This is a genomic window from Stenotrophomonas thermophila (assembly GCF_001499715.1).
GTDB classification, from domain to species: Bacteria; Pseudomonadota; Gammaproteobacteria; order Xanthomonadales; family Xanthomonadaceae; genus Stenotrophomonas; species Stenotrophomonas hibiscicola.
Map to the genome: position 1 here is coordinate 1 of NZ_CVIW01000029.1, position 19,174 is coordinate 19,174.

Consider the following 19,174-nt stretch of genomic DNA (forward strand, 5'->3'; position numbering starts at 1 on the left):
AGCCTGCATCCGCCAAGCCGCAGCGGCCTTGTCGATCTCGCCGGCCAGGCGCTGCAGGCGCTCGTCGGCGCCGCGCAGTTGCTCCACTTCGGCATGCATGCGCTCGCGTTGCGCGCCCAGCTCGTCCATCGGCACGCGGTGCTTGCGGGCCAGGTCGTGCAGGCGGCCGAGGCGGCGCTCGTTCTCCTCGAACTGTTCCGGGTCGGCATCCAGATCGTCGTGCACGCGGTCAAGCAGCGACAGGGCTTCGTGCAGCTGGATCGAGGCATTCTCGATCAGGCCGTCCACCTCGCCCAGCCGTGGGTCGTGTTCGATCAGGCGCGACAGCTCGTGGCGCACCTGCTGCAACAGGTCCAGCGCGGAGCTGCCGTCGTCACCGTTGAGCTGGTTGCTGGCCGCCTGGCAGGCACTCAGCAGGGCGCTGGCGTGGGCCTGGCGACGGTGGCTGGCGCCGAGTGCCGCGATCGATTCCGGCTCAAGGTCTTCCCGGTCCAGTTCGCGCAGCTGGTGCTCGAGGAAGCCGATCCGGTCACTGACGTCGCCCTGTTGCGACAGCGCCAGCGATTCATCGACCAGTGCCTGCCAGGCCGCGGCGGCGCGCCGTACCTGGCGGCGTTCGTTCTCGTTGCCGGCATAGGCATCCAGCAGCGCCAGCTGCGACGGGCGCGTCAGCAGGGCCTGCTGTTCGTGCTGGCCGTGGATCTCCACCAGCAACGAGGCCAGGTCGCCCAGCTGGGCCAGGGTCACCGGGCGGCCGTTGATCCAGGCCCGGGAACCGCCGTCGGCGCGGATCACGCGGCGCAGCTGGCATTGGTCCTCGTCGTCCAGCTCGTTGTCGGCCAGCCACTGGCGGGCGGCCTGCAGCTGCTCCAGCGCGAATTCGGCGGAAAGCTCGGCGCGGGCGGCGCCATGGCGGACCACGCCGCTGTCGGCGCGCAGGCCGGACAGGAAGCCCAGCGCGTCGACCATCAGCGACTTGCCGGCGCCGGTCTCGCCTGAAACCACGGTCATGCCTGGCCCGAACTCCAGTTCGGTAGCGCGGACGACGGCGAAATCCTTGATCGAAAGATGTCTGAGCATGGGTAAGGGGGTATCAGCAGCCGCGCAACGCTAGCACGCGGGCGCGGGAGGTCCAATGACTTGCCAAGGTGATGCGCCGCCATTATCTAGTGTCCGTGTCTCACAGGTTGATTCCATGCACGGTTCTCCCGACCAGCTTGCCCCGCGTGCGCGCCATCTGCTGCGCACGCTGATCGCGCGTTATATCCAGGACGGTGAGCCGGTGGGCTCGCAGACGCTGGCACGCGTGGCCGGGCTGGAGGTCAGCCCGGCCACCATCCGCAACATCCTCGGCGACCTGGAGGACCTGGGCCTGCTGGCCTCGCCGCATACCTCGGCCGGGCGGGTGCCGACCGCGCACGGCTACCGGGTATTCGTCGACAGCCTGCTGCAGATGCAGCCGCCGGGCGAGGGCGAGCTGGCCCGCCTGCGCCAGGAGCTGGCCGGCGGTGGCAGTACCCAGGCCCTGCTCGGCAGCGCTTCGGAACTGTTGTCGGCGATGAGCCACTTCGTCGGCGTGGTCAGCGCACCGCGGCGCGAGCAGTTCGCCTTCCGCCAGATCGATTTCGTGGCGCTGGACGGGCGCCGGGTGCTGGCGATCCTGGTATTTGCCGACAACGAGGTGCAGAACCGGGTGATCGAGACCCGCCAGGAGTTTGCGCCGGGGCAGCTGGAGCAGGTCGCCAACTACCTCAATGCGCATTTCGCCGGCCTGCCGCTGGCCGAGATCCGCACCCGCCTGCTGCTGGAACTGCGCGATGCCCGGTCCGAACTGGAACAGCTGCTGGCGCACAGCATCGAACTGGCCGAACAGGCCCTGCAGCCGCCGGCCGACGACATGCTGGTGGCCGGCCAGACCCGGCTGATGGGGGTGCAGGACCTGTCCGACCTGGAGCGCCTGCGCGAACTGTTCGAGCTGTTCTCCAGCAAGCGCGAGATCCTGCAGCTGCTGGAGCGGACCATCCAGGCGCCGGGCGTGCGCATCTTCATCGGCGAGGAGACCGGGATGATGCCGCTGCAGGGCGTCTCGCTGGTCACCGCCCCGTACACCGCCAACGGCCAGGTGCTGGGCGTGCTGGGCGTGATCGGTCCCAAGCGGATGGCCTACGACCGCGTGATCCCGCTGGTCCAGGCCACGGCCGATGTGCTCGGCGCCGCCTTTTCACCGGCCTCGCGCACGCCGGGAACATCCGACGCTTGAAACGCAGCATCCCGCCCACACTAGGGTGGTTGGAGGCGGAGTTTGACCGCCAGGGACCCAGACATGAACCACGAACAGCCAGATATCGAATCCCAGCAGAGTGCCGCCGATGCGGCCGCCACCGCCGGCGTCAACGACGAAGTCGAGCGCCTGCGCGCCGAAATCGAACAGGTCAAGGCCGATGCCCTGCGTGAGCGCGCCGACCTGGAGAACCAGCGCAAGCGCGTTGCCCGTGACATCGAACAGGCCCGCAAGTTCGCCAACGAGAAGCTGCTGGGCGATCTGCTCCCCGTGTTCGACAGCCTGGACGCCGGCCTGAAGGCCGCTGGCGATGACGCCCATCCGCTGCGCGAAGGCCTGGAGCTGACCTACAAGCAGCTGCTCAAGGTCGCTGCCGACAACGGCCTGGTCCTGCTGGACCCGATCGGCCAGCCGTTCAACCCGGAACACCACCAGGCGATCAGCCAGGCGCCGACCCCGGGCGCCGCCCCGGGCAGCGTGGTGACCGTGTTCCAGAAGGGCTACCTGCTCAACGAGCGCCTGCTGCGGCCGGCGCTGGTGGTGGTGGCCGCCGAGTGATCCCGCGGGACCGGGCGGCGGACAGCCACCGCCACCCGACCCGACGCTGAACGCGCCGGATGACCGGAAACACAGCGTTCGGAGGATGGCTTGAATGTTCCACGAGCCTCCCCCACATCGTATTCATCCACCGGCCGAACGGCCGGACTGACCCCAACAAGCATCCTCAGGAGTCTCCCCCATGGGCAAGATCATTGGTATCGACCTCGGCACCACCAACTCGTGCGTGGCGATCATGGACGGCGGCAAGGCCCGCGTCATCGAGAATTCGGAAGGCGATCGCACCACCCCGTCGATCGTCGCCTACACCAAGGACGGCGAAGTCCTGGTCGGTGCCTCGGCCAAGCGCCAGGCCGTGACCAACCCGAAGAACACCTTCTACGCGGTGAAGCGCCTGATCGGCCGCAAGTTCACCGATGGCGAGGTGCAGAAGGACATCGCCCACGTCCCGTACAGCATCCTGGCCCATGACAATGGCGACGCCTGGGTGGCCACCAGCGACGGCAAGAAGATGGCGCCGCAGGAAATCTCGGCCAAGGTGCTGGAAAAGATGAAGAAGACCGCCGAGGACTTCCTCGGTGAGAAGGTCACCGAAGCGGTCATCACCGTGCCGGCCTACTTCAACGACAGCCAGCGCCAGGCGACCAAGGACGCCGGTCGCATCGCCGGTCTGGACGTCAAGCGCATCATCAACGAGCCGACTGCGGCCGCGCTGGCCTATGGCCTGGACAAGGGCGACAACAAGGATCGCAAGATCGTGGTGTACGACCTGGGCGGCGGTACCTTCGACGTCTCGGTGATCGAGATCGCCAACGTCGACGGTGAAAAGCAGTTCGAAGTGCTGGCCACCAACGGCGACACCTTCCTGGGCGGCGAAGACTTCGACAACCGCGTCATCGAGTACCTGGTTGAAGAGTTCAACAAGGACCAGGGCATCGACCTGCGCAAGGATCCGCTGGCCCTGCAGCGCCTGAAGGACGCTGCCGAGCGCGCCAAGATCGAGCTGTCCAGCGCCCAGCAGACCGAAGTGAACCTGCCGTACGTCACTGCCGACGCGTCGGGTCCGAAGCACCTGAACATCAAGCTGACCCGCGCCAAGCTGGAAGCCCTGGTGGACGACCTGATCAAGAAGTCGATCGAGCCGTGCCGCGTCGCCCTGAACGATGCCGGCCTGCGTTCGAGCGACATCAGCGAAGTGATCCTGGTCGGTGGTCAGACCCGCATGCCGAAGGTGCAGCAGGCCGTGACCGAGTTCTTCGGCAAGGAACCGCGCAAGGACGTCAACCCGGACGAGGCCGTGGCACTGGGTGCGGCGATCCAGGGCGGCGTGCTGGGCGGCGACGTCAAGGACGTGCTGCTGCTGGACGTGACCCCGCTGTCGCTGGGCATCGAGACCATGGGTGGCGTGTTCACCAAGATCATCGAGAAGAACACCACCATCCCGACCAAGGCCTCGCAGGTGTTCTCCACCGCCGAGGACAACCAGTCGGCCGTGACCGTGCACGTGCTGCAGGGTGAGCGCGAACAGGCCCGCTTCAACAAGTCGCTGGCCAAGTTCGACCTGTCCGGCATCGAGCCGGCCCCGCGCGGCCTGCCGCAGGTGGAAGTGTCCTTCGACATCGACGCCAACGGCATCCTGCATGTGTCGGCCAAGGACAAGAAGACCAACAAGGAACAGAAGGTCGAGATCAAGGCCGGTTCGGGCCTGTCCGAGGAGGAGATCGCGCGCATGGTCGCCGACGCGGAAGCCAACCGCGAAGAAGACAAGAAGTTCCAGGAACTGGTGCAGGCCCGCAACCAGGCCGACGCCCTGATCCACGGCACCCGCAGCGCCATCACCGAGCACGGCAGCAAGGTCGGCGGCGATGTCATCGGCAAGGTCGAGGCGGCCCTGGCTGACCTGGAAACCGCGATGAAGGGCGACGACAAGGCACAGATCGAAGCCAAGTCGAAGGCACTGGAAGAAGCTGGCCAGTCGCTGTTCGCCGCTGCTTCGGCCGACCAGGGCGGTGCCCCGGGTGCCGACGCCGGCAATGCCGGCAAGGCGCAGGACGACGTAGTCGACGCTGAGTTCACCGAAGTCAAGGACGACAAGAAGTCCTGATCCGGACCGACGCGGGACGCTGGCCACCAGCGTCCCGTTGTCGCATCAGGGTCCTGACCGCCCACCGGCGTGTCGGGGCGCCCGACGCAAGAGCGGACCTGGTTCCGCTCTTCCGCTTTGACGAATCCCGACGTTCCGGAACCCGATTCACGATATGAGCAAGCGCGATTACTACGAAGTGCTGGGCGTTGCCCGCACCGCCACCGACGAAGAGCTGAAGAAGGCCTACCGTCGCTGCGCGATGAAGTTCCACCCGGACCGCAACCCGGGCGATACGGCGGCCGAAGCCTCCTTCAAGGAGTGCAAGGAAGCCTACGAAGTACTGTCCGACGGCAACAAGCGCCGCATGTACGACAGCCACGGCCACGCCGCGTTCGAGCACGGCATGGGCGGCGGTGGTCCGGGCGGCCCGGACATGAACGATATCTTCGGCGATATCTTCGGCAACATCTTTGGTGGCGGCGGTGGTCCGCGCCAGGCCCGTCGCGGCGCCGACATCGGCTACGTGATGGAGCTGGACCTGGAAGAAGCCGTGCGCGGCGTCGAGCGCCGCATCGAGATTCCGACCCTGGCCGAGTGCAACGACTGCGATGGCAGTGGCTCCGAGGACGGCAAGGTCGAGACCTGCAACGTGTGCCACGGCCGTGGCCAGGTGCGCATCCAGCGCGGCATCTTCGCCATGCAGCAGGCCTGCCACAACTGCGGCGGCCGTGGCCAGATCATCGCCAAGCCCTGCAGGACCTGCCACGGCAACGGCCGCGTCGAGGAAGACAAGGTGCTGTCAGTGAAGGTGCCGGCGGGCGTCGATACCGGCGACCGCATCCGCCTGCAGGGCGAGGGCGAAGCTGGTCCGGCCGGTACGCCGCCGGGTGACCTGTACGTGGAAGTGCGCGTGCGCGAGCATGCGATCTTCCAGCGCGATGGCGACGACCTGCACTGCGAAGTGCCGATCCGCATCTCGCAGGCGGCACTGGGTGACACCGTGCGCGTGGCCACGCTCGGCGGCGAGGCGGAGATCCGCATCCCGGCCGAGACCCAGACTGGCAAGCTGTTCCGCCTGCGTGGCAAGGGCGTACGTTCGGTGCGCAGCCGCAGCGAGGGTGACCTGTACTGCCGTGTGGTGGTGGAGACCCCGGTCAACCTCACCAACGAGCAGCGCAAGCTGCTGGAGCAGTTCGAAGCCACCTTCGTCGGTGAGGAAGCGCGCAAGCATTCGCCGAAGTCGGCCACCTTCATCGATGGAGTGAAGGGCTTCTGGGACCGCATGACGTCCTGAGTTCTCAACGCAAGCGTTGAACGGTAGCGCCGGGCCATGCCCGGCGTTTTCGTATGCGGTCAGCGGAAAAACGCCGCAGGTGTCTGCCCCAGCTGCCGCTTGAACATGCTGGTGAACGCGCTTGGGCTGTCGTAACCCATTGCCAGCGCGACATCGATGACCTTGTCGCCGACCGCCAGCCGTTCCATCGCGGCCAGTAGCCGCGCCTGTTGTCGCCACTGCCCGAAGGTCATGCCCAGTTCGCTGGCGAAATGGCGCTGGATGGTTTTCACGTCCACCTGCAGGGCCTGCGCCCAATCCTGCAGCGTGGCGTCGTCGCCGGGATGCTTCTGGATGTGCTGGCAGATCCGCTGCAGGCGCGGGTCGGTGGGCGAGGGCAGGTGCAGCGGCAGCACGTCCATGCGGTGCAGCTCGTCCAGCAGCAGGCGCACCACGCGGCCGTCGCGGCTGTCGTCCACATGCGCGGTCTCGATCAGGCTGGCGGCCAGCAGCAGCTCGCGCAGCAGCGGCGCCACCTGTACCGCGAACGCTTCGTCCGGCAGCTGCGGCGCGAAGTCCGGCTCCACGTACAGGCTGCGCATGTGTACTTCGGCGATGCAGTCCACCGCATGGGCCGTGCCGGCCGGGACCCAGATCGCGCGGGTTGAAGGCACTACCCAGCGGCCGCCGTCTGCACGCACCACCATCAGTCCGGACATGGCGAACACCAGCTGGTGACGCCGGTGCCGGTGGGGCGCGATGTGGGTCCCGGGCTTGTAATGGCGGGCGCGGCAGGTCACTGGGCGGTGCACCGGAACCTCGTTCCACGGCGCAGTCTCGCGGACCTGGCAGGGGATGTCCTTTTTGCGATAGGCCATGACCCGAACGCGGCAGAAGGGAGGGGAGGTCACCGTAGCATGCGTGGCTTGCCCCCAACCTGACTGTATCCATGTCGACCCTGGCTTCTCCCGCAACCACCTCACGCCCGGTGGCCCCCGGCGTGCTGGCCGCCATCTCCACCTCGCATGTCGTCAACGACATGATGCAGTCGCTGATCCTGGCCATCTATCCAGTGATCAAGGGCGGCTTCAACCTCAGCTTCACCCAGATCGGCCTGATCACGCTGACCTACCAGCTCACCGCCTCGATCTTCCAGCCGTTGATCGGCATGGCTACCGACCGCCGCCCGGCGCCGTACTCGCTGCCGATCGGCATGGCCTCGACCCTGTGCGGCATGCTGCTGCTGGGCTTCGCACCGAACTACGCGGTGGTGCTGATGGCGGCGGCGATGGTCGGCATTGGTTCGGCCATCTTCCATCCGGAAGCCTCGCGCATCGCGCGGCTGGCCTCGGGCGGTCGCCATGGTTTCGCGCAGTCGGTGTTCCAGGTCGGTGGCAACTTCGGTACCGCGCTGGGCCCGCTGATTGCAGCGGCGGTGATCGTGCCGTATGGCCAGCATGCCGCATCGTGGTTTGCCGGCGCCGCCCTGATCGGCATCGCGCTGCTGACCTATGTCGGCCGCTGGTACGCGCTGCACCTGGGCATCCCGCGCCCGGCCAGCACCGCCTCGACGGCGCCGCGCCATCCGCCGCGCACCGTGGCCAAGGTGCTGGCGATCCTGCTGGTGCTGATCTTCAGCAAGTACTTCTACATGGCCAGCATCGGCAGCTACTTCACCTTTTACCTGATCCACCATTTCGGCATTCCGGTGGCACAGGCGCAGCTGCACCTGTTCGCATTCCTGGTGGCGTCCGCGGCCGGCGGCTTCCTCGGCGGCCCGCTGGGTGACCGCATCGGCCGCAAGCCGATCATCTGGACTTCGATCCTGGGCGTTGCGCCGTTCGCACTGATGCTGCCGCATGCCGATCTGTTCTGGACCACGGTGCTGGCGGTGCTGATCGGTTTCGTGCTGTCCTCGGCGTTCTCGGCCATCGTGGTCTATGCGCAGGAAATGATGCCGCACCGGATCGGCATGGTGTCCGGCCTGTTCTTCGGTTTCGCGTTCGGTATGGGCGGGCTGGGTGCCGCCGTGCTGGGCCTGCTGGCGGACAAGACCAGCATCGAGTACGTCTATCAGCTGACTGCGTTCCTGCCGCTGCTGGGCATCGTGGCGGCGTGGCTGCCGCCGTCGCGGCCTGCCGCTCACTGAGGGGTGCTTTTTTTTTGCAGGGCTGCGCCCTGCACCTGCAGAATCAACTCAACATCAAAAGCCAAAGCGCGCTATCCGTGGATTGGCGGGGTGGGTCCGGTTGGGGGGGACGCCGTGAATACGTCCTTGTAGGCTCGGTCGCGCCATCCATGGCGCTCACGCCCCCGCAACCGGACCCACCCCGCCTTCGACCGTTTTCCGCGATCTGTCGGAACGACGTTGCCCTGGTGTGTGTCGACCTTGGTCGACACGGTAGATCCACGCCATGCGTGGATGACTCATTCGATATCTGACAGATGTGTCGACCAAGGTCGACACCACCAACAGCCGCGCGGAACAACAGCCGCGTGAACCTGTCGAAGGCGGGGCGGTGTCGGCGTGCGGGGTGTCAGCGGCATGGATGCCGCTGCCAAGCCTACAAGGACGTACTTGCGGCGTCCCCGCACTCCGACACCGACCCGCCACCCCGCGGAATGCCGCTTTGGCTTCGGCTTCGGCCGTTGCGGTTGCCGTTGCATTGCGCAGGTGCAGGGCTGCAAGCCCTGCCGAAAACCCCCTTGGGCGTAGAATGCGGTCATGAGCGAATCCCTTGATAACCACCTGGTCCACGGCCGCCGCCAGCGGCCCGACGGTCCGTCCCCGATCGATGTCATCTCGGTCCAGTCGCAACTCGTCTACGGTCATGCCGGCAACAGCGCGGCAATCCCGCCGATGCGCGCGCTGGGCGTGCGTGTGGCAAGCATTCCGACGGTGCTGCTCAGCAACGCGCCGTTCTACGACACCACGCGTGGCCGCGTGCTGCCGGCCGACTGGTTCGCCGACCTGCTGCTCGGCAGCCACGAGCGCGGCCTGCCGCAACGCGCGAAGATGCTGGTGTCCGGCTACTTCGGCAGCACCGCCAACGGTGCCGCCTTCGCCGACTGGCTGGACGCGATCCTGCCGGGCTGCCCGCAACTGCGTTATTGCCTGGACCCGGTGATCGGTGACACCCACACCGGCCCGTACGTGGAACCGGGCCTGGAAGCGATCTTCGCCGAGCGCCTGCTGCCCCATGCCTGGCTGGTGACCCCGAACGCCTTTGAACTCAATCGCCTGACCGGCATGCCAGCGCTGGCCGAGGCCGATGCCATCGCCGCCGCGCGCACGCTGCTGGATCGCGGCCCGCATTGGGTGATCGCGCACAGCGTGGGCGGCACCCCGGGTGAACTGGTAACCCTGGCCGTTGGCCGCGAGGAAACCTGGCGCTGGACCTCGCCGTTGCTGCCAGTGGACGTGGCAGGCACCGGTGATGTGCTGATGTCGCTGGTGGTGTCGTTCCTGCTGCGCGGCGAATCGATGCAGCAGGCGATCTCGCGCGCGATTGCCGGCACCCATGCGGCGCTGGAGGCGACCCTCGACAACGGCTTCGAAGAGTTCGACGTGATTGCTGCAGCGCCGGCGGCGCTGGCCGAAGGAACGCGCTTCCGCGCCGAACGCGTGGCATGAGTGGCCTGGACCCACGCACGCCGCGCACGGTCGGCATCATCGGCAGTGCCGGCGCCTACGGGCGCTGGCTGACCCGCTTCTTCCAGCAGCACATGCAGCTGCAGGTGATCGGCCACGATCCGGCCGATCCGGACTCGCATACGCCGGAACAGCTGCTGGCGCAGGCTGACGTGCTGGTGTTCTCGGCACCGATCCGGCATACGCCGGCGCTGATTGCCGCGTACGTGCAGCAGTCGGCCGGCCGCGAGCAGGGCCGGCTGTGGCTGGACGTGACCTCGGTAAAAGAAGCGCCGGTGCAGGCGATGTTGGCCTCTCAAGCCGAAGTGGTCGGCCTGCACCCGATGACCGCGCCGCCCAAGGCGCCGACCCTGAAGGGCCGGGTGATGGTGGTCTGCGAAGCGCGGCTGCGGCACTGGCAACCGTGGGTTGATACGCTGTGCACGGCGTTGCAGGCTGAGTGCGTGCGCGCCACGCCGCAGCATCACGACCAGATGATGGCGCTGGTGCAGGCGATGGTGCATGCCACCCACCTGGCCCAGGCCGGCGTGCTGCGCCAGTACCAGCCGCAGCTGGGCGACCTGGCCGCGATGATGCCGTACCGGTCGGCATCGTTCGAACTGGATACGGCGATCATCTCGCGCATCCTGTCGCTGAACCCCGCGATCTACGAGGACATCCAGTTCGGCAACCCGTACGTGGCGCCGATGCTGGAGCGCTTGGTCGGCCAGCTGCAGGCCCTGCAGGCCCAGGTCGGGCAGGGCGACGACACTGCACGCAGTGCATTCCGTGAGCAGCTGTTGTTGGCCAATCGCAATGCCTTCGGCGAGCAGGAACTGGCTGACGGCAACTACACGTTCGAACGCGTGGGTTACCTGTTGGCGGACCTGACCGAGCGCAACGCGCTGTCGGTGCATTTGCCGGAGGACCGGCCGGGCTCGCTGCGTGAACTGTTGAACGTGTTCGAGCAGCACCGCATCAGCCTGGCCTCGATCCATTCCTCACGCACGCCCGGGGGCGAGGTGCATTTCCGTATCGGATTCGTGGCCGGCAGTGATCCGACGGCGATCCGTCGGGCAGCGGCCGAGGTGGACGCCAGCGGCATCGGACGGGTGCTGGGCTGAGCACATTCATCCACAGGTGGTGTGGATGGTTTCTGAGCAAAGGTGTGGATAACCGCGCGCAGCCCTTGGCAGCCAAGGCTGTCAAGATGTCTGGTGAAAAATTGACCATGCTTTTTTGTAGCGTCGAGCCATGCTCGACCGCCTTTGGCAAAAAGCATGTCGACCAAGGTCGACACCCACCAGAGCGGGGCGGAATGAAATCCGGTAGCGCCGGGCCATGCCCGGCGAGCCTCAGATCGTCAACCTCAACTCGCCGCCACTGGTGGTGAATTCACGGCCATTGCGCACCAGCTGGCGCCCGTCATCCAGCTCATAGCGTGGCGTAGCTTCGGAGTGGTGCCCGCTGCCACTCGCTTCGGGCTTGAACTCGATGATGATGTGGCTTTCGCCGTTGCTGTCGACGGCGGGGAACTGACGGAACGACATCGTGCACCTCCTTCAGCGGATGCTGCTGTTGCGCGGCCAGCTTGGCCGCGCCGATGTTAGCCGGACGTCATCAATCGATGAACTGCAGGCGTGCCAGTTCAGCGTACAGTCCGTCTTCGGCCAGCAGCTGTGCATGCGTGCCCTCGGCGACGATGCGGCCCTGGTCCATCACCACGATGCGGTCGGCCTTGAGCACGGTGGCCAGGCGGTGGGCGATGACCAGTGTGGTGCGACCCGCCATCAACCGTTCCAATGCCTGCTGCACGCTGTGTTCGCTCTGTGCATCCAGCGCGCTGGTGGCTTCATCCAGCAGCAGGATCGGCGCATCCTTCAGCAGCGCGCGGGCAATCGCCACACGCTGCTGCTGGCCACCGGAAAGGCGGGCACCGCGCTCACCCAGCTCGCTGTCATAGCCCTGCGGCAACGCGCGCAGGAAAGCATCGGCCTCGGCGGCACGCGCGGCATCCTCGACTTCCACGTCGCTGGCCTGCAGGCGGCCATAGCGGATGTTGTCGCGTGCACTGGCCGCGAACAGCGTCGGCTGCTGCGGCACCAGCGCCAGCTGCGCGCGCAGCTCGGCCGGGTCGACCTGGCGCACGTCGATGCCGTCCACGTCGATGCGGCCGCTGGCTGGGTCATGGAAGCGCAGCAGCATCGAAAGCACCGTGCTCTTGCCCGCGCCTGACGGCCCAACCAGCGCTACGGTCTCGCCGGGGCGCACATGCAGGTTGAAGTGGTCCAGTGCGGCCTGGTCTGGTCGCTGCGGGTAGTGGAACACCACGTCGTCGAATCGTATCTCGCCACGCAGCGGTTGCGGCAGCGCGTGCGGCTGGGCCGGCGCGCGGATCTCGATGTCTTCCTGCAACAGCTCGCCGATGCGGCCCATGCCGCCGGCCGCGCGCTGCAGCTCATTCCATACTTCGGCCAGCGCGCCCACCGAACCGCCGCCGATCAATGCATACAGCACGAACTGACCCAGCGTGCCGGCGCTGAGGCGGCCGTCGATGACGTCGTGCGCGCCCAGCCACAACACGCCGACGATGGCGCCGAACACGAGCAGGATGGCGCTGGCGGTGACCAGAGACTGCGCGCCGATGCGGCGCCGAGCGGCACCGATGGCATCACCGAGTGCCTTGTCAAAGCGTCCGCGTTCATAGGCTTCGCGCGCATGTGCCTGTACCGTGCGCACCGCGCCCAGTGTCTCACTGGCCAGGCTGTTGGCGTCGGCGATGCGGTCCTGGCTGTTGCGTGCGACGGTGCGCAGCTTGCGTGCGCCGATGATGATGGGCAGCACCGCCAGTGGGATACCGAGCAGCGACCACGCCGCCAGCCGGGGACTGGTCACAAACAGCATCGCCAGGCTGCCGATGACCGTGACCGTGCTGCGCAGCGCAACGGACATGGTCGAGCCGACCACGCTGCGCAGCAGTTCGGTGTCTGCGGTCAGGCGCGAAACCAGCTCTCCGCTGCGGCTGCGGTCGTGGAAGCCGGCGCCCAGCTGGATCAGGTGGGCATACAGCTGGCTGCGCAGGTCGGCCACGACTTTCTCGCCAAGCAGCGACACGAAGTAGAAGCGCGCGGCCGTGCCCAACGCCATCACTACCGCCACCAGCATCAGCAGGGCGAACGCACGGTTGATCTGGCCGCCGCTGCTGAAACCATGATCGATCATCTGCTTCACCGCCGGAGGCAGGCTCAGCGTGGCGGCCGAAGACACCGCCAGGGCCAGCAGCCAGGCGGTGAACAGCCCGCTGTGGCGGCGTACGAATGGCCACAGCGTGCGCAGGCTGCCGAGGCGCCGCAGCGGCGGGGTCGAAGCGGGGGCGTCGTCCTTGTCAGTCATCCTGGTCGTCTTCTATGCGGATACGGTCACGGGTGGCGTCGCGCAGGCGGATTTTCAATGCGTCGACCTGATCGGCAGGCAGTTCGATCCGCAGGCACACACCGTTGGCATCGAACTGTTCATCGCGCTTTTCCGCGCTGAAGGCGGGCAGGGTGGCGTGCAGGGTGCCGAGGTCCTCAAAGCCAGCCAGCAGCTGCAACCGGGCCAGCGCCACCAGCGGCAGGCGCGGGGCGGTACGCAGGCACTCGGCGGCGGCGCCACCGTAGGCGCGTACCAGGCCACCGGCGCCGAGTTTGATGCCGCCGAACCAGCGCGTCACCACCACCATCACCCGGTCGAAGCCCTGCCCGTCGATCGCCGCAAGGATCGGACGTCCAGCCGTGCCGGCCGGCTCGCCATCGTCGCTGGAACGATAGTCCTGGCCGTGCCGGTAGGCCCAGCAGTTGTGGGTGGCATCGGTCACCGCGACCTGCTGCAGGAACGCCATGGCCGCTGCGGCGCCGTCAATGGGCGCGGCCTGGGTGATGAAACGGCTGTGTTTGACTTCCAGCGTGTGGCTGACCGGCTGGGCGAGGGTATCGAGCATTCCCGTCATTCTACGGGGTTGCCGGGTGTTCCCGTCCGCTTCAATCGTCCAGCAGCGGCCGCAGGTCGCGCGGCAGGCGCGCTTCCGGGTACTGCTGCATGTAGCGCTCCAGGCTGGCACGGGCCAGATCGCGCTGGCCGTCGTCGCGTCGTGTGCGGATTTTCTGCAGCCACTGCCGGCGCGGCAGTCGTGCGTCGGCGTCCACTTCGGCCTGCACGGCATCCGCGCTCAGGCGCGCATCGCTGCCGCGGCGCATGATGCCCGGTGCGGAACGGCTGGGAGCCTCACGCTTCATCGAGGTGATCTCCACCCGATCCAGCGCCTGCGCCCGCTCGACCTCGGCTGCATTGGCGGCCGGTGCGCTGGCCGCGCGTGCTTTCAGTGCCCCGGACGCTGCCGGCGCGAGGGCCGGTGCCGGTGTGGGTGCCGAGTAGGCGGCGGGTGCCGGTGGCGCAGGTGGCGCAGGCGGCGCCGCTGCCGGTGCGGGCGGGAGGGCCGCAAAGGAGACATCGGCGGCCGCATCCGCAGCCATCGATCGTGCTGCCTGGGCCGACGCTTCATCGGATTCGGCCGGAACGGGCTTGGACGCCCGCGCAATGGCCGGTGCCGGGGCGGCGGCAACGGGGGCCGTCTCGGGTGCTGCGGGCGCAGTAGCAGGATCCGCTGCCACCACCGCGCTGTCGGCTGCGCGGTTCCCAGCGGCCTGATCGGCAGCCGCGCTGTCTTCTGCCGCAGCCGGTGCCGCAGCCACGGCCGCCTCACCGGCCGGAATCGGCGGCGGTTCCGGACGCAGCTGCCAGGCGATGCCGATGGCGAACACCATCGAGGCGGCGATGCCGAACACGGCCGGCCAACGCGGGCGTGTGCGCTGCGTGCGCGGCGCCTCCGGAGAGGCCACTGCATCGGCAGGCGGAGCATCCACGGCGGCACGGGCCGCGGCCAGAATGGCGGTGTCCAGTGCAGCCGGCGGTGCCTGTTCGGCGCGGCGGCCGAGCAGCCGGGCCAGCTCGCGTTCTTCCGGCGTCAGTGGTTCGTCTCGGTTCATGCGTTCAATCCCGCACGCAGCTTGTCCATCGCATAGCGCAGCCGCGATTTCACGGTTTCCCGGCCTACGCCGGTGATCTGGCCGATCTCCTCCAGGCTCAGTTCCTGATCCAGCCGCAATTGCAGCACTTCGCGCTGCTCCGGCGGCAGTTGTTCCATCGCCAGCTGGATGCGGCGACGTTGTTCGAATTCGGAAAGCTCACCTTCCGGGGTCTGCCCATCCTCGATCGCGGCCAGGCGCAGATCGGCGTCGGCCGGCGCGGCGGGGCGATGACGGGCGGCACGCCAATGGTCATTCAGGCGGTTGTGGGCGATGCGGAACAGCCAGGTGCTGAACGCGGCCTCGGGCTGCCAGCCGGCGCGGGCGCTGATCACCCGCTGCCAGACGTCCTGGAAGATCTCCTCGGCCAGCGCGTTGTCGCGCAGTTGCCGCAGCAGGAAGCCGAACAGGCGCTTGCGGTGGCGCGCATACAGGCTTTCGAAGGCGCGCAGGTCGCCACCGGCCCAGGCCAGCATCAAGGCTTCATCGGTTGGCAGTGCGCTGGCTTCCACGGCGTACAGGGTAAGGCCTGCGGGCGATGGCGCATAGCCGGTGGCGGGGGCGGGCAGGGCGAGGGTCATGGCTCGGATGGGGCTACGGACAGCAGGAAAAACGCACGGGTGCACGATTCGGGGTTTACGGGCTTCCATTGCCCCCCGGGTGGCGCGCTATGCTCGGCGGCTCAGGGGAGGCGACGCACAGACGGCGCCAAGAGATTGTCATTTGTCCACGCATGCTGAACCGGCGGAAGAGTCACCACACGAGGCCGTGCTGAGCACGGCGCTGGTGCGCGCGTTGCATGCGCTTTTGCCGGAAACGGCCGTGGTTCGCGTTGGCTGGGACGACCCGCAGCTCGGTCGTGGCCAGGGCGGCTGGCCGTCGCCAGCAGTTGCCGGCCAGGTGGCCGCGGAGCCGGGAATCGGCGAGGGTCAGCATGGCTGGGAATACGACGGTGCGCGGTTGCTGTTGTCGGTAGCCGGGGCGGCGCCTTCGCCTGCATGGTGGGGGGTTGCCCGGCAGGCGATGGAACTGGCGCTGCAGCGCGGCCGCCAAGCCGGCCAGATCAAGGCACTGGAAGAGGCCGAGCGGCTGCAGCAGGCCCTGTTTCAGATTGCCGATCTGGCCGGTGCCGATCTGGAAATGCCCGAGATGCTGCGCCACGTGCATGGCGTGCTCGGCACGCTGATGTATGCCGAGAACTGCTACATCGTGGAATACGACGATGTGCGCGACCAGATCCGGTTCCTGTACTTTGCCGATCAGGTCGATGACTTCGTCGCCGATCCCACGCAGAGCCATGACGCCAGCGAGATGCCGCGCAGCCTGACCGTGGCGCTGCTGCGCCATGGCAAGCCGCTCAGTGGCCCTTCGCGCAAACTGCTGGCGCAGGTGATGGAACAGGAGCATGACCCGCAGCGCGGTCCCGAAAGCCTGGACTGGCTGGGCGTGCCGATGCTGCGCGACGGCCGCGTCTGCGGGGCCATCGTGGTTCAGAGCTATGAACAGGCCGCCCGCTACGGCGAGGCCGAGCGCGCACTGCTGGGCTTCGTCGCCCAGCACGTGCAGACCGCGATGGATCGGCGCCAGGCGCAGGTCCGGTTGGAACAGCAGGTGGCGCGGCGCACCCAGGAACTGCAGCGGGCCAACCACAGCCTGCAGGACGAGGTCGCCGAGCGTCGTCGTGCCGAACAGCTGCAGACCGCCCTGTACAACATCGCCGAAATGGCGATGTCGGCCGACAGCCTGGCTCAGTTCTACGGGCAGGTGCACGGCGTGGTCGGGCGCCTGCTCGACGCGCGCAATTTCTACATCGCCCTGGTCAACCCGGCCGGCAACGGCCTGGATTTCGTGTATTCGGTGGACGAGCACAATGCCAGCCGCGCGCCACGGCCCTTCAGCCGGGGCCTGACCGAATACGTGGTGCGCAACCGGCGCCCGCTGCTGGCCTCGCGCGCGCAGATCGATGCGCTGCTGGCCAGTGGCGAGGTGCGTGAATCCGGTGCACGTTCGCACTGCTGGCTGGGCGTGCCGCTGCTGCGCGACGACGAAGTGGTCGGCGCGATCGTGGTGCAGAGCTACAGCGAAAACAGCACGTTCAGCGTTCACGACCAGCGCCTGCTGACCTTCGTCGCGCAGAACATCGGTACCGGCCTGGCCCGTCAACGCGACCAGCAGCGGCTGCGTTCGGCGCATGCCGAACTGGAAAAGCGCGTGGAAGAACGTACCCGCGAGCTGGCCGAGGTCAACGAAAAGCTGCTCGGGCAGATCGGCGAGCGGCTGCGGGCCGAGCAGCGGCTCACCCATCAGGCCATGCACGATGCGCTGACCGGCCTGCCCAATCGCCTGCACCTGCTGGATCGACTGCAGGATGCGCTGGTGCTGGCCAGGCGTGAGGGTGGCCCGGTGTTCGCCGTACTGTTCCTCGATCTGGATCGCTTCAAGCTGGTCAACGACAGCATCGGGCATGCCGCCGGCGACCGCATGCTGGAGGAAGTGGCCAAGCGCATCGTATCGATGGCCGGCGCCGACGACGTGGTGGCACGGCTGGGCGGTGATGAATTCGCGGTGCTGCTGCAATGCCCGCAAGGTCTGGCCCAGGCACTGGATTTCGGCCAGCGGCTGCTGCTGGCGTTGCAGGAATCGATGTGGATCGCCGGGCGCGAACTGTTTCCGTCCGGCAGCCTGGGCATTGCCCTGTGGAATCCGCGCTACCGCACCGGAGAAGAGCTGCTGCGCGATGCGGATGCGGCCATGTACCGGGCCAAGGCGCAGGGCCATGACCGCTGTGCGATCTTCGACGAGGACATGCGCGAAGAAGCCATGCGCAGCCTGGACCTGGAAGCCGACCTGCGCCGTGCGATCAACAACCGCGATTTCGTACCGTTCTACCAGCCGATCGTGCGCTTGTCCGACGGTGAAGTGGTCGGCCACGAGGCGCTGCTGCGCTGGCAGCATGAGCGCCGTGGCCTGCTGCTGCCCGGCGCGTTCTTGGAGCTGGGCGAGGAAAGCGGCCTGATCGAGCAGGTCGACTGGCTGATCTACGAACAGGTGATCATTGGCCTCGCCGAAGGCGGGCACAGCTATGTATCGGTCAACGTATCACCGCGGCATTTCCGCTCTGCAGAGTTCAGCGGCCGCCTGTTCGGCCTGCTGGACGCATACGGCGCCGATCCGCAGCGGCTGCGGCTGGAAATAACCGAGGTGGCGCTGCTGGATGATGCCCCGCACACCCTGCGCATCCTGCAGGGGCTGCGCGAGCGCGGCATCCAAGTGCAGCTGGACGATTTCGGTACGGGCTTCTCCGCGCTGTCCTACCTGCACCGTTTCCCGATCAGCACGTTGAAGATCGACCAGAGTTTCATCGCTGGCCTGCATGGGCCGGAAGTGCAGAGCACGCGCGCGCTGGTCGAGGGCGTGCTGTCGCTGGCGCGCACGCTGGGCATCGAAACCATCGGCGAAGGAATCGAGACCGAGGCGCAGCGGCAGACCCTGCGCGAACTGGGGTGCGACTACGGCCAGGGCTACCTGTTGGGGCGGCCCGCCCCGTGGTCGCACGCGGCGGCCTGAGCCCACCGCGTGCGGCTGCATCAACGCAGGGCAGCGCGACGCTTCTCGTCGATCCACTTCGAGGCCTGGGCCGGCTGGTAGTTCTGCATCCACTCCAGCATCGCTTCGATGTCCGAGCCGTACCACAGGTCCTGGCGCTGGTCCGGGTGCAGGAAGCGCTCTTCCACCATGCGATCGATCATGCCGATCAGCGGGGCGTAGAAACCTTCCACATCGAGGAAGGCGCACGGCTTGTTGCCGATGCCCAGCTGGCGCCAGGTCAGCATTTCAAAGATCTCTTCCATGGTGCCGAAGCCGCCGGGCAGGGCGACGAAGCCGTCAGCAAGATCGAACATGCGCGACTTGCGCTCATGCATCGAACCGACGATCTCCAGTTCGGTCAGGCCGCGGTGGGCCACTTCCCAGTCGGCCAGCTGGCGCGGGATCACGCCGGTCACCTCGCCGCCAGCGGCGAGCACGGCATTGGCCACGGTTCCCATCAGGCCGACGTTGCCGCCGCCATACACCAGGCGCAGGCCGTCGCGGGCGATGCGGTCACCCAGGGCAATGGCGCGTTCGGTGTAGGCCGGCTTGCTGCCAGCGTTGGAACCACAGTACACACAGATCGATTTCATGGATCTTCCTGTCTCTTGGCCGGAAACGAAAACGCCCCGTCGCCAACCGCAGGGCGGTCGGGAACGGGGTGTCCTTGGATTATGAGCCCTTCTGTAGAGCC

Annotated in this window: 16 protein-coding genes; 8 read left to right on the forward strand and 8 right to left on the reverse strand. The window is 67.3% G+C overall.

What is annotated here, in order from left to right:
• A partial coding sequence (locus BN1263_RS13255) for an AAA family ATPase (RefSeq protein WP_058981772.1) occupies positions 1-1,080 on the reverse strand: 1,080 nt, incomplete at its 3' end.
• 115 nt (positions 1,081-1,195) lie between these two features.
• Here BN1263_RS13255 and hrcA point away from each other — a divergent pair.
• From hrcA to dnaJ, 4 genes are all read left to right on the forward strand, one after another.
• Entirely contained in the window at positions 1,196-2,260 is a 1,065-nt protein-coding gene (gene hrcA / locus BN1263_RS13260) for a heat-inducible transcriptional repressor HrcA (RefSeq protein WP_019661243.1), read from the forward strand.
• 63 nt (positions 2,261-2,323) lie between these two features.
• On the forward strand, positions 2,324-2,839 hold the full coding sequence (gene grpE / locus BN1263_RS13265; protein ID WP_058981742.1) for a nucleotide exchange factor GrpE: 516 nt from the start codon (positions 2,324-2,326) through the stop codon (positions 2,837-2,839).
• 181 nt (positions 2,840-3,020) lie between these two features.
• The gene (gene dnaK / locus BN1263_RS13270) at positions 3,021-4,943 is read left to right on the forward strand and encodes a molecular chaperone DnaK (RefSeq protein ID WP_005416183.1); all 1,923 of its coding nucleotides are present in this window, start codon (positions 3,021-3,023) and stop codon (positions 4,941-4,943) included.
• 154 nt (positions 4,944-5,097) lie between these two features.
• Positions 5,098-6,219 (forward strand): molecular chaperone DnaJ, encoded by a 1,122-nt coding sequence (dnaJ, locus tag BN1263_RS13275; protein WP_058981744.1) that lies wholly within the window; start codon positions 5,098-5,100, stop codon positions 6,217-6,219.
• A gap of 59 nt (positions 6,220-6,278) precedes the next feature.
• Here dnaJ and BN1263_RS13280 read toward each other — a convergent pair whose 3' ends face one another.
• Entirely contained in the window at positions 6,279-7,076 is a 798-nt protein-coding gene (locus tag BN1263_RS13280) for an AraC family transcriptional regulator (RefSeq protein ID WP_058981746.1), read from the reverse strand.
• A gap of 71 nt (positions 7,077-7,147) precedes the next feature.
• Here BN1263_RS13280 and BN1263_RS13285 point away from each other — a divergent pair, with 71 nt between their 5' ends.
• The 3 genes from BN1263_RS13285 (at position 7,148) to BN1263_RS13295 (ending at position 10,953) form a co-directional block, all read left to right on the forward strand.
• Entirely contained in the window at positions 7,148-8,347 is a 1,200-nt protein-coding gene (locus BN1263_RS13285) for an MFS transporter (protein WP_058981748.1), read from the forward strand.
• A 576-nt stretch (positions 8,348-8,923) separates the two neighbouring features.
• On the forward strand, positions 8,924-9,832 hold the full coding sequence (gene pdxY, locus BN1263_RS13290) for a pyridoxal kinase (RefSeq protein WP_019661249.1): 909 nt from the start codon (positions 8,924-8,926) through the stop codon (positions 9,830-9,832).
• Complete coding sequence (locus BN1263_RS13295) at positions 9,829-10,953, forward strand: prephenate dehydrogenase (RefSeq protein WP_058981749.1); 1,125 nt, start codon at positions 9,829-9,831, stop codon at positions 10,951-10,953. Before pdxY ends, BN1263_RS13295 begins: the two co-directional genes overlap by 4 nt.
• Positions 10,954-11,184: 231 nt before the next feature.
• Here the strand turns inward: BN1263_RS13295 and BN1263_RS13300 are convergent, their stop codons facing one another.
• The 5 genes from BN1263_RS13300 to BN1263_RS13320 form a co-directional block, all read right to left on the reverse strand.
• Positions 11,185-11,379 (reverse strand): hypothetical protein, encoded by a 195-nt coding sequence (locus tag BN1263_RS13300; protein WP_019661251.1) that lies wholly within the window; start codon positions 11,377-11,379, stop codon positions 11,185-11,187.
• A 70-nt stretch (positions 11,380-11,449) separates the two neighbouring features.
• Positions 11,450-13,222, reverse strand: a complete 1,773-nt coding sequence (locus tag BN1263_RS13305) for an ABC transporter transmembrane domain-containing protein (RefSeq protein ID WP_058981750.1) — start codon at positions 13,220-13,222, stop codon at positions 11,450-11,452.
• Positions 13,215-13,808: an IMPACT family protein gene (locus tag BN1263_RS13310; RefSeq protein WP_058981751.1), complete on the reverse strand. Its 594-nt coding sequence runs from the start codon at positions 13,806-13,808 to the stop codon at positions 13,215-13,217. The genes BN1263_RS13305 and BN1263_RS13310 overlap by 8 nt, the downstream gene beginning before the upstream one ends.
• A 40-nt stretch (positions 13,809-13,848) precedes the next feature.
• Positions 13,849-14,853 (reverse strand): hypothetical protein, encoded by a 1,005-nt coding sequence (locus tag BN1263_RS13315; protein WP_058981758.1) that lies wholly within the window; start codon positions 14,851-14,853, stop codon positions 13,849-13,851.
• Positions 14,850-15,368 (reverse strand): RNA polymerase sigma factor, encoded by a 519-nt coding sequence (locus BN1263_RS13320; protein WP_229301621.1) that lies wholly within the window; start codon positions 15,366-15,368, stop codon positions 14,850-14,852. The genes BN1263_RS13315 and BN1263_RS13320 overlap by 4 nt, the downstream gene beginning before the upstream one ends.
• Before the next feature lie 247 nt (positions 15,369-15,615).
• Between BN1263_RS13320 and BN1263_RS13325 the strand changes: the two genes are divergently transcribed.
• The gene (locus BN1263_RS13325) at positions 15,616-18,459 is read left to right on the forward strand and encodes a bifunctional diguanylate cyclase/phosphodiesterase (RefSeq protein ID WP_019661255.1); all 2,844 of its coding nucleotides are present in this window, start codon (positions 15,616-15,618) and stop codon (positions 18,457-18,459) included.
• Between the two features lie 20 nt (positions 18,460-18,479).
• Here BN1263_RS13325 and BN1263_RS13330 read toward each other — a convergent pair whose 3' ends face one another.
• Positions 18,480-19,073, reverse strand: a complete 594-nt coding sequence (locus BN1263_RS13330) for an LOG family protein (protein WP_019661256.1) — start codon at positions 19,071-19,073, stop codon at positions 18,480-18,482.
• Positions 19,074-19,174: the final 101 nt, after the last annotated feature.